Below are 5199 nucleotides of genomic sequence, written 5' to 3'. Positions count from 1 at the left end.
GTGCGGGGGCGTCGGATGCCGGGCTGGCGGGGGTGATGCCGTCGGGGTGGGTGCGCTTCCACCAGTGCCGCAGCGATTCCTTGGGGGCAATCGGCAAGTCACGCGAACGCGTCCACAGCGATGCCGGGAACGGCAGGGCGCCGATGCGCCCGTCCTTGCCCATGAGCCGGGTGGCCTTGACCCCCTCGGTGGCGGCCAGCCACGCCTTGCCGTTGGACATGAGCGGGGCGGTGGTGTTCATGGCCACATCCCACATGTCGGGTACGAGGCGACGTTTGACGTCCACACTGCGGGCGCGCAGGTGGATGAGGATGGTGGGGATGTCGATCTTGACCGGGCACACCTCCGCGCAGGCCCCGCACAGCGAGGAGGCGAAGGGCAGGGTGTGGACCGGATCGTCGTCGTCCAGGCCCTGCGTGAGCTGCGGGGTGAGGATCGAGCCGATGGGCCCGGGGTAGACCGAGCCGTAGGCGTGCCCGCCGGTGTGCTGGTAGACGGGGCAGATGTTCATGCACGAGCCGCAGCGGATGCAGGCGAGCGCCTGGCGGCCGATCGGGTCGGTAAGGACCTTGGTGCGGCCGTTGTCCATAAGGATGAGGTGGAACTCCTGCGGGCCGTCGCCCGGAGTCACCCCCGTCCACATGGACGTGTAGGGGTTCATGCGCTCGCCGGTGGCGGAGCGGGGCAGCAGCTGGGTGAAGATCTCCACGTCCTGGAAGCGGGGGACCAGCTTCTCAATGCCCATGAGGGTGATGAGCGTGTCCGGCAGGGTCAGGCACATGCGGCCATTACCCTCGGACTCGAAGATGGAGACGGTTCCCGTCTCCGCCACACCCATGTTGGTGCCGGAGACGGCCACCTTGGCGTGGAGGAACTTGCGGCGCAGGTGAGCGCGCGCGGCGGCGGTGAGCTCTTGCGGGTTGTCGGATAGGTCCTCGGGGGCGTCGCCCATGCGGTCCAGGAAGATGCCGCGCACTTCGGAGCGGTTGCGGTGGATGGCCGGGACCACGATGTGGGAGGGCATGTCGTCGGCGAGCTGGACGATCATCTCCGCCAGGTCGGTCTCGTGGGCGGTGATGCCCTCGTCGGCCAGGTACTCGTTGAGGTTGGTCTCCTGGGTGGCCATCGACTTGATCTTGACGACGTCGTCGACTCCCTTGGACTTAATGATGTCGGCGACGATGCGGTTGGCCTCCGCGGCGTCGCGCGCCCAGTGGACGATCCCGCCGTTGGCGGTCACGTTCGCCTCGAACTGCTCCAGCAGCTCGGGCAGGCGGGAGGCGACCTCGAACTTGACGGCCTCGGCCGCGTTGCGCAGGTCCTCCCAGTCCGGCATCTCGTCCACGCGCATTTGCCGCTTGTTGCGGATGGTGCGGGTGGCGTGGCCCAGGTTGCGGCGCATCTGGGTGTTGGCGAGGGTCTTGTGGGCGCCCTCGGGGAAGGTGTGGCCCCAGCGCAGCGTGTCCTGCGGGACCGCGACGTTGGTGCGCCAGCCGCCGGTATGAGGCTGCTCGTCGGGTGTGGAGGCGGGCATACCGAGGAATGTCTGGGTCATCAGAGCTTCACCTGGTCCTTGTTGGGCTGGAAGGAGGCGTGGCCTTCGAAAGGGGCCTCCTTGGTGGAGGCGAGGATCTCCGCCAGGTGCATGACGCGCACGCCGGAGTTCACGCGGGACAGGGCCCCGCCGATGTTCATGAGGCAGGAGTAGTCACCGGTGCACAGCACCTCGGCGCCGGTGGACATGACGTTGGCGGCCTTGTCGGCGACCATGGCGGTGGAGGTGTCCGAGTTCTTAATGGAGAAGGTGCCGCCGAAGCCGCAGCAGACCTTCTCATCCGGCAGCTCGATCAGGGTGAGCCCCTCGACGGCGCGCAGCAGCCGGTAGGGGCGGTCCCCGACATGCGCCACCCGCATGGAGTGGCAGGTGGGGTGGTAGGTGACGGTGTGCGGGAAGTAGGCGCCCACGTCCTCCAGCCCGAGTACGTCGATGAGGAACTCGGAGATGTCGTAGGTGTATGCGCTCAAGGCGTCCACGCGCTTGACCAGCTTGGAGTCGCCGACGTGCTCGGCCACCAGGCGCTGCTCGTGGCGGGCGGCTCCGGCGCAGGAGCCAGAGGGCACGACGACAGCGTCCCACTCCCCGTCCAGGACGGGCTCGAAGGTCTTGACGTGGTTCTCCACAATGGAGGCGGCCTGCTTGAAGTAGCCGGTGTTGGCATGCATCTGGCCACAGCACGCCTGCCCCTGGGGGAAGACGACTTCGTGGCCGAGACGTTCAAGGATGCTGACGGTGGCCTGTGCGGCCTGTGGGAACATTGTGTCTGCCAGACAGGTGGCGAATAGTGCGACGCGCACGGTGTGGGGTCCTTTCCTCCACGAAAAGCATTGGCGTAACCGTGACCAGGTTAGGGCGGCGGCGCGGCTGGCTCCACCACTTAGCGGAATCGCCTTCGACGCCCCTTGAAGAACCCTGAAATCATGCGGGAAAACGGAACCTGTTGGAAGTTGCTTGTGGGGGTTGCGAGCCGCGTTGAGGGAGTGGTCTGGGTCGCATTGCGCAAGCCTTGGCTTCGGTTTTCCTCACCTGTGGTGCGAAGCGCTCCAGGTGCAGGAGCTCCCGCAGGCGACGGCGCGAGCGTGGCCGGGAGCGGTCAGGAGTGGTTTCCGGTCCCGATGAGAATGACGAGGTCGCAGTCAACGGACAGGGCCACCTCGTTCAGGGTGAATCGCTCCGATTCTCCATCCAGCTCGGCGTGCTCGGTGTCGAGGATCCGGTTGGCCTCGGTCCCGGGGACGGTGACGAAGGCGCACTGTTGGGGGACGTACTGGTAGAGGTCGGGGTGGATGGGTGGCAGCAGGGCAGGAGTGGTGGTCGCGGCGTCGTCAAGCGCTTGGCTCGTGGTCGGATCGACGTTGACGACGGCGTGGAACCAGTAGGGGCGGTCGGGAGCAGGCAGCTGGGACTCGCCCTCGTCGACCCGATACTGCCCGACAAAGTGCGCCTCGGTGGCGGCGATGGCCGGCATGCGGCTGGTCACCGAGTCCACGGAGGTTTGGACGGTCGGCTGCTCGGGAACGTATTCGGTGAACTCGGCGAAGCGGTTATCCTGCGCCTGCCGCTGGGACGGCGAAGTGCAGGCGGTCAGTGCCAGCGCGAGCGCCGCGACGGCGGCGAGCAGGGGTAGGCGGCGAGCCGGGTACCCCTGCTCGCGATCGCCCCCGGATGGCGTGGCAGCACCCGTGACCGTTGCCCGGCTGGGGCACGCACCGCCGTCGTGCACGCCGCCGGGGTCCGGGCGCAGCGGCACGGGTACGGAGCGAGGCCATGGGCGGAGTCTGCCAGAGAAAACCCGGGCGGGACGGTTACCGATCATGCCGGCATGTAGGCGCCCAGCCATCCCTGGGAGGCGGCGAACACGAGGCAGCACAGCATCAGCAGCAGGCCGATGGAGTAGGGGGCCACCTTCTTGAGGAGCTCCGCATCGGTGCCGGGGGCATCGACGGCGGTGGTCGCGATGGCGAGGTTCTGCGGGGAGACGATCTTGCCCAGGCCGCCGCCGATGGTGTTGGCGGCCAGCAGGATGCGCGGGTCCAGACCGGCCCCGGCGGCCGCCGTCGACTGGAGGTTGGCGAACAGCGCGCCGGCGCTCGTGGCAGAGCCGGCCACGGCCGTGCCGATCCAACCCAGCACGGGGGAGAGGAAGGCGAAGGCAGCGCCGGTGGTGGCCAGGGCCGCACCAACCGCAGTGGTCTGGCCGGAGAAGTTCATGACGTAGGCCAGCGCCATCACCATGGCGATGGTGAGGATCGACATGCGCAGGGAATAGATGGTGCGCGGCAGCACCATGAACATCTTGCCCACCGAGGTTTGGAAGCGTCCCCCGGACGAGCGGGTGCCGTACACGAAGGTCACGATGATGGCGGTCAGGATGATCCACGTGCCGGGGTTGGACAGCGTCTGCAGGTTGTACACGGCGGAGGTGGCGGCCTCGCCGTCGGGCGTGAGCAGGTTGCCGTACACGCCCGGCCACGGGATCTTGATGTCGGTGCCGGACAGGACGTCGGACAGGTCAACGCCGAACTTCCACAGCTTGGTGACGGCGATGATGACGACGACGAGGATGTAGGGCAGCAGCGCCAGCATGACGCGCTCGCGGTCGGGCTTGTCCGCGTCATCGATTTCGGTGCGGTACTCCTCCGGGGTGCTCGGGGTCCATGCCAGCAGGAACAGGTAGGCGACCGCGAAGGCCAACAGCGCGGCGACCACGGAGGACAGCTCGTAGGAGATGCTGGGAGTAATGAAGTGCCCGGCGCCGGCGGCGATTCCCGACACCAGGGCGAGCGGCCACAGCTGCCGCAGCCCGCGTGCGCCGTCGAGGATGAACAGCAGCAGGAAGGGCACGACCACCATGATGATGGCCGACAAGTGACCCATGTTCTGGGCCACCGCCACCGGTTCTTCCCCGCCCAGGTTGGCGGCAGTGGTCGTCGGGATCGCCATGGCGCCGAAGCCCACATAGATGCCATTGCCGACGATGGTGGTGGTGGCGGCCTTGAGCTTGGGCAGTCCCAGGGTCACCAGCATGGCGCCGGTGATCGCCACAGGGGCGCCGAAGCCGGCCAGCCCCTCGAGCAGCGAGCCGAAGCAGAAAGCGACGATGAAGGCCTGGACGCGCTGGTCGCCCTTGCCGATGGTGTTGAAGACAGCTTTGAGATCCTGACTGCGCCCGGAAGATTCGGTGAGGTTATACAGCCAGACCGCCGCGACGATGATGTAGATGATGGGCAGGAAGCCCATGGCCAGGCCCTGGGTGGCCGACAGCGCCGTCATCCCCACCGGCATGTGGAAAGCCACGATGGCGATGACGGCCGAGAACACCAGCGAGATGATGGCGCACCAGTGGGTGGCGACCTTGAAGACCCCCATGAGCACGAAGAACGCGATCAGCGGCAGCAGGCCGACGAACGCGGTGAGAAAGACATTACCGGCCACGGCGGTTGTGGACGGCGTAAAAGTCGTGGCGGACAGGAGCGTTGAGAGTGTCATGAGAGGTTCCGGGGCGGTTGGGGACGGCGGTGTCGCGGCTGATCGGCATCGGCTGACGCTGCGGTAATGAGCGGATCATCTCATCTTTTTACCGATCGTGCGTAAGGCTTGGCGGTCCTCTTTGCTCTCGGGACGTCTGCCGCGGCCCAGAC

At 67.1% G+C, this 5199-nt stretch carries 4 protein-coding genes; all 4 read right to left on the bottom strand.

Going from position 1 to position 5199, the window contains the following annotated elements; translation table 11 throughout:
- Nucleotides 1–1555 (bottom strand): LutB/LldF family L-lactate oxidation iron-sulfur protein (locus RWX45_RS09715; protein ID WP_316023526.1); only part of this gene is annotated, 1555 nt, incomplete at its 3' end.
- Nucleotides 1555–2355, bottom strand: coding sequence for a (Fe-S)-binding protein (locus RWX45_RS09710; RefSeq protein WP_316023525.1), 801 nt, complete (start codon nucleotides 2353–2355; stop codon nucleotides 1555–1557). The genes RWX45_RS09710 and RWX45_RS09715, both read right to left, overlap by 1 nt.
- Nucleotides 2356–2651: 296 nt before the next feature.
- A complete protein-coding gene (locus RWX45_RS09705; RefSeq protein WP_316023524.1) occupies nucleotides 2652–3308 on the bottom strand; it encodes a hypothetical protein in 657 nt (218 codons plus the stop codon).
- Nucleotides 3309–3370: 62 nt separating this feature from the next.
- Nucleotides 3371–5047, bottom strand: a complete 1677-nt coding sequence (locus RWX45_RS09700) for an L-lactate permease (RefSeq protein WP_316023523.1) — start codon at nucleotides 5045–5047, stop codon at nucleotides 3371–3373.
- Nucleotides 5048–5199 lie beyond the last annotated feature (152 nt).

Source organism: Actinomyces sp. MRS3W, assembly GCF_032465695.1.
In the GTDB taxonomy this organism is placed as follows: Bacteria; Actinomycetota; Actinomycetes; order Actinomycetales; family Actinomycetaceae; genus Actinomyces.
Note: the sequence above shows the minus strand (reverse complement) of the source record. Positions and strands in the feature narration are given on the sequence as shown.